This is a genomic window from Microbispora hainanensis (assembly GCF_006874475.1).
In the GTDB taxonomy this organism is placed as follows: domain Bacteria; phylum Actinomycetota; class Actinomycetes; order Streptosporangiales; family Streptosporangiaceae; genus Microbispora; species Microbispora hainanensis.
On the sequence record NZ_VIRM01000172.1, the window covers coordinates 1 to 692 of the forward strand.

1 protein-coding gene is annotated in these 692 nt (G+C 71.1%); it reads right to left on the bottom strand.

What is annotated here, in order from left to right; genetic code table 11:
* Positions 1-692: glycoside hydrolase family 15 protein (locus FLX08_RS40035; RefSeq protein ID WP_208761989.1), on the bottom strand; the 692-nt coding region annotated here is incomplete at both ends.

Consider the following 692-nt stretch of genomic DNA (forward strand, 5'->3'; position numbering starts at 1 on the left):
GTTCGGCGAGGGGGTAACGCAGGACGAAGCCGTCGGTCATGAGTTCGCGTTCGATGGCTTCGACGGTGCCGATGACGCGGGGGTCGTCGGGGGGGAGGAAGCCGACGATGGGGATTTGCAGGAGTGCGGCGTCGAGTTCGCGGGAGCCGTAGGACTGGGTGAAGGTGTTGCGCTGGGGGTCGTAGCCCTTGTCGCAGACCTCGGCGTGGATGCGGTCGCGCACGGCGCGCCACCGGTCGAACGGCCCCGTACGGCCGAGCTCGGCGGCCCCGCGGGTCATCCGGTCCATGGCGAGCCACGCCATGATCTTCGAGTGGACGAAGTGGCGGCGGCGGCCGCGCACCTCCCACAGCCCCTGGTCCGGCCGGTCCCAGTTGTGCTCCAGGAAGGCCGCCCCTTTCACCAGCAGCGACCAGGTGTAGTCGTCGGGCGGCATGCCCTGCTTGCGCGCCTGATAGAGGGCGTTGACCACCTGGCCGTAGACGTCGAGCTGGAACTGGCCGGCGGCCTCGTTGCCGGTCCGGACGGGCCGCGAGCCCTCGTAGCCCGGCAGCCAGTCGAGCGTGATCTCCGGCAGGCGGCGTTCGCCGGCCAGGCCGTACATGATCTGGTGGTCCTCGGGGCGGCCCGCGATGGCGCGCAGCAGCCACACGCGCCAGGCGTCCGCCTCCTCGACGTAGCCGCATCGCAGG